Below are 5,356 nucleotides of genomic sequence, written 5' to 3' on the forward strand. Positions count from 1 at the left end.
CGCTATAACCACCGAAACACTATGAAACTGTCGAACTGCCGCACCACACCCATCCGCAAAACGGATGGATATGGGGCTGTTCGTGGTTTCAGAACCAACACAGTGGACGCGAGCAACTGAGGACAAGCCCTCGGCCTATTAGTACCAGTCAGCTTCACCCGTTACCGGGCTTCCACATCTGGCCTATCAACCCAGTCGTCTACTGGGAGCCTTACCCTCTCAAGGAGGTGGGAACACTCATCTCGAAGCAGGCTTCCCGCTTAGATGCTTTCAGCGGTTATCCCTCCCGAACGTAGCCAACCAGCCATGCCCTTGGCAGGACAACTGGCACACCAGAGGTTCGTCCGTCCCGGTCCTCTCGTACTAGGGACAGCCCTTCTCAATGTTCCTGCGCGCGCAGCGGATAGGGACCGAACTGTCTCACGACGTTCTAAACCCAGCTCGCGTACCGCTTTAATGGGCGAACAGCCCAACCCTTGGGACCGACTCCAGCCCCAGGATGCGACGAGCCGACATCGAGGTGCCAAACCATCCCGTCGATATGGACTCTTGGGGAAGATCAGCCTGTTATCCCCGGGGTACCTTTTATCCGTTGAGCGACGGCGCTTCCACAAGCCACCGCCGGATCACTAGTCCCGACTTTCGTCCCTGCTCGACCCGTCGGTCTCACAGTCAAGCTCCCTTGTGCACTTACACTCAACACCTGATTGCCAACCAGGCTGAGGGAACCTTTGGGCGCCTCCGTTACTCTTTAGGAGGCAACCGCCCCAGTTAAACTACCCATCAGACACTGTCCCTGATCCGGATCACGGACCCAGGTTAGACATCCAGCACGACCAGAGTGGTATTTCAACGGCGACTCCACCTGAACTGGCGTCCAAGCTTCACAGTCTCCCACCTATCCTACACAAGCCGAACCGAACACCAATATCAAACTATAGTAAAGGTCCCGGGGTCTTTCCGTCCTGCTGCGCGAAACGAGCATCTTTACTCGTAGTGCAATTTCACCGGGCCTATGGTTGAGACAGTCGAGAAGTCGTTACGCCATTCGTGCAGGTCGGAACTTACCCGACAAGGAATTTCGCTACCTTAGGATGGTTATAGTTACCACCGCCGTTTACTGGCGCTTAAGTTCTCAGCTTCGCACGCCCGAAAGCGCACTAACCGGTCCCCTTAACGTTCCAGCACCGGGCAGGCGTCAGTCCGTATACATCGCCTTACGGCTTCGCACGGACCTGTGTTTTTAGTAAACAGTCGCTTCTCGCTGGTCTCTGCGGCCACCCCCAGCTCGAGCAGCAAGTGCTCTCACCAGTGATGGCCCCCCTTCTCCCGAAGTTACGGGGGCATTTTGCCGAGTTCCTTAACCATAGTTCACCCGAACGCCTCGGTATTCTCTACCTGACCACCTGAGTCGGTTTAGGGTACGGGCCGCCATGAAACTCGCTAGAGGCTTTTCTCGACAGCATAGGATCATCCACTTCACCACAATCGGCTCGGCATCAGGTCTCAGACTATGTGCCAGGCGGATTTACCTACCTGACGTCCTACACCCTTACCCCGGGACAACCACCGCCCGGGATGGACTACCTTCCTGCGTCACCCCATCACTCACCTACTGCAAGTCTGGTCCGTCGGCTCCACCACTTTCCTTTCCCCGAAGGGTCCGGAACGGCTTCACGGACTTAGCATCGCCTGGTTCAGTGTTTGACGCTTCACAGCGGGTACCGGAATATCAACCGGTTATCCATCGACTACGCCTGTCGGCCTCGCCTTAGGTCCCGACTTACCCTGGGCAGATCAGCTTGACCCAGGAACCCTTAGTCAATCGGCGCAAACGTTTCTCACGTTTGTATCGCTACTCATGCCTGCATTCTCACTCGTGAACCGTCCACAACTCGCTTCCGCGGCTGCTTCACCCGGCACACGACGCTCCCCTACCCATCCATACAGGCGTTGGCCCTATGTGTATGAATGACACGACTTCGGCGGTACGCTTGAGCCCCGCTACATTGTCGGCGCGGAATCACTAGACCAGTGAGCTATTACGCACTCTTTCAAGGGTGGCTGCTTCTAAGCCAACCTCCTGGTTGTCTGTGCGACTCCACATCCTTTCCCACTTAGCGTACGCTTAGGGGCCTTAGTCGATGCTCTGGGCTGTTTCCCTCTCGACCATGGAGCTTATCCCCCACAGTCTCACTGCCGCGCTCTCACTTACCGGCATTCGGAGTTTGGCTAAGGTCAGTAACCCGGTAGGGCCCATCGCCTATCCAGTGCTCTACCTCCGGCAAGAAACACACGACGCTGCACCTAAATGCATTTCGGGGAGAACCAGCTATCACGGAGTTTGATTGGCCTTTCACCCCTAACCACAGGTCATCCCCCAGGTTTTCAACCCTGGTGGGTTCGGTCCTCCACGACCTCTTACAGCCGCTTCAACCTGCCCATGGCTAGATCACTCCGCTTCGGGTCTTGAGCGTGCTACTCAACCGCCCTGTTCGGACTCGCTTTCGCTACGGCTACCCCACTCGGGTTAACCTCGCAACACACCGCAAACTCGCAGGCTCATTCTTCAAAAGGCACGCAGTCACGACGCACCGAGCAAGCTCGATGCGCGACGCTCCCACGGCTTGTAGGCACACGGTTTCAGGTACTATTTCACTCCGCTCCCGCGGTACTTTTCACCATTCCCTCACGGTACTATCCGCTATCGGTCACCAGGGAATATTTAGGCTTAGCGGGTGGTCCCGCCAGATTCACACGGGATTTCTCGGGCCCCGTGCTACTTGGGTGTCTCTCAGACGAGCCGTTGACGTTTCGACTACGGGGGTCTTACCCTCTACGCCGGACCTTTCGCATGTCCTTCGTCTACATCAACGGTTTCTGACTCGCCCTGCCGCCGGCAGACGACAGAAGAGAGATCCCACAACCCCGTACACGCAACCCCTGCCGGGTCTCACACGTATACGGTTTAGCCTCATCCAGTTTCGCTCGCCACTACTCCCGGAATCACGGTTGTTTTCTCTTCCTGCGGGTACTGAGATGTTTCACTTCCCCGCGTTCCCTCCACATACCCTATGTGTTCAGGTATGGGTGACAGCCCATGACGACTGCCGGGTTTCCCCATTCGGAAACCCCCGGATCAAAGCCTGGTTGACGACTCCCCGGGGACTATCGTGGCCTCCCACGTCCTTCATCGGTTCCTGGTGCCAAGGCATCCACCGTGCGCCCTTAAAAACTTGGCCACAGATGCTCGCGTCCACTGTGCAGTTCTCAAACAACGACCAGCCACCCATCACCCCGAACCAACCGGTTCGAGTGCACTGGGGCCGGCACTGAAGGCAGCCATACGGCCATACCCTCAGATACCCAACAGCGTGCCCGGCACCCCTCACCGCTTCCCTCGACGTTCCACGCTCCGAAGAGCAGTACTGGAAGGAGAAGACAATCAGAAGTGCCGAATAATCAACGTTCCACCCTTGAGCAACCAGCATCAGACGTTCGCTGATGAACTGGCCTCTGACCTCACCCCGAAGGGATCGGTGAGAAGTGCTCCTTAGAAAGGAGGTGATCCAGCCGCACCTTCCGGTACGGCTACCTTGTTACGACTTCGTCCCAATCGCCAGTCCCACCTTCGACAGCTCCCTCCCACAAGGGGTTGGGCCACCGGCTTCGGGTGTTACCGACTTTCGTGACGTGACGGGCGGTGTGTACAAGGCCCGGGAACGTATTCACCGCAGCAATGCTGATCTGCGATTACTAGCAACTCCGACTTCATGGGGTCGAGTTGCAGACCCCAATCCGAACTGAGACCGGCTTTTTGAGATTCGCTCCACCTCACGGTATCGCAGCTCTTTGTACCGGCCATTGTAGCACGTGTGCAGCCCAAGACATAAGGGGCATGATGACTTGACGTCGTCCCCACCTTCCTCCGAGTTGACCCCGGCGGTCTCCTGTGAGTCCCCATCACCCCGAAGGGCATGCTGGCAACACAGAACAAGGGTTGCGCTCGTTGCGGGACTTAACCCAACATCTCACGACACGAGCTGACGACAGCCATGCACCACCTGTACACCGACCACAAGGGGGGCACCATCTCTGATGCTTTCCGGTGTATGTCAAGCCTTGGTAAGGTTCTTCGCGTTGCGTCGAATTAAGCCACATGCTCCGCTGCTTGTGCGGGCCCCCGTCAATTCCTTTGAGTTTTAGCCTTGCGGCCGTACTCCCCAGGCGGGGAACTTAATGCGTTAGCTGCGGCACCGACGACGTGGAATGTCGCCAACACCTAGTTCCCACCGTTTACGGCGTGGACTACCAGGGTATCTAATCCTGTTCGCTCCCCACGCTTTCGCTCCTCAGCGTCAGTAATGGCCCAGAGATCCGCCTTCGCCACCGGTGTTCCTCCTGATATCTGCGCATTTCACCGCTACACCAGGAATTCCGATCTCCCCTACCACACTCTAGCTAGCCCGTATCGAATGCAGACCCGGGGTTAAGCCCCGGGCTTTCACACCCGACGTGACAAGCCGCCTACGAGCTCTTTACGCCCAATAATTCCGGACAACGCTTGCGCCCTACGTATTACCGCGGCTGCTGGCACGTAGTTAGCCGGCGCTTCTTCTGCAGGTACCGTCACTTTCGCTTCTTCCCTGCTGAAAGAGGTTTACAACCCGAAGGCCGTCATCCCTCACGCGGCGTCGCTGCATCAGGCTTTCGCCCATTGTGCAATATTCCCCACTGCTGCCTCCCGTAGGAGTCTGGGCCGTGTCTCAGTCCCAGTGTGGCCGGTCGCCCTCTCAGGCCGGCTACCCGTCGTCGCCTTGGTGAGCCATTACCTCACCAACAAGCTGATAGGCCGCGGGCTCATCCTTCACCGCCGGAGCTTTTAACCCCTGCCCATGAGAGCAGGAGTGTTATCCGGTATTAGACCCCGTTTCCAGGGCTTGTCCCAGAGTGAAGGGCAGATTGCCCACGTGTTACTCACCCGTTCGCCACTAATCCCCACCGAAGTGGTTCATCGTTCGACTTGCATGTGTTAAGCACGCCGCCAGCGTTCGTCCTGAGCCAGGATCAAACTCTCCGTGAATGTTTTCCCGTAATCGGGATAGCACACACGAGAGCGGAACGGTCAGGCGGAATAGGCCCGACCGTTCACAGCGTCCTCGCTGTGTTTTCTTCAAAGGAACCTCATCCTCGGCTATCACTGCCGGGGACGGGGTATCAACATATCTGGCGTTGATTTTTGGCACGCTGTTGAGTTCTCAAGGAACGGACGCTTCCTTTGTACTCACCCGAGAGACTCTCTCAGGCTTTCCTCCGGGCGCTTCCCTTCGGTCTTGCGTTTCCGACTCTATCAGAC

Annotated in this window: 2 rRNA genes; both read right to left on the reverse strand. The window is 57.2% G+C overall.

The features are described 5' to 3' along the window. Window positions 1–118 precede the first annotated feature (118 nt). Window positions 119–3,242 (reverse strand): 23S ribosomal RNA (locus BZL64_RS08430). A gap of 315 nt (window positions 3,243–3,557) precedes the next feature. Then, window positions 3,558–5,083, reverse strand: a 16S ribosomal RNA gene (locus BZL64_RS08435). Together the 16S and 23S rRNA genes form the textbook arrangement of a ribosomal RNA operon. Between the last annotated feature and the right edge of the window lie 273 nt (window positions 5,084–5,356).

The sequence above is a fragment of the Streptomyces bobili genome (genome assembly GCF_002154575.1).
Taxonomy (GTDB): domain Bacteria; phylum Actinomycetota; class Actinomycetes; order Streptomycetales; family Streptomycetaceae; genus Streptomyces; species Streptomyces bobili.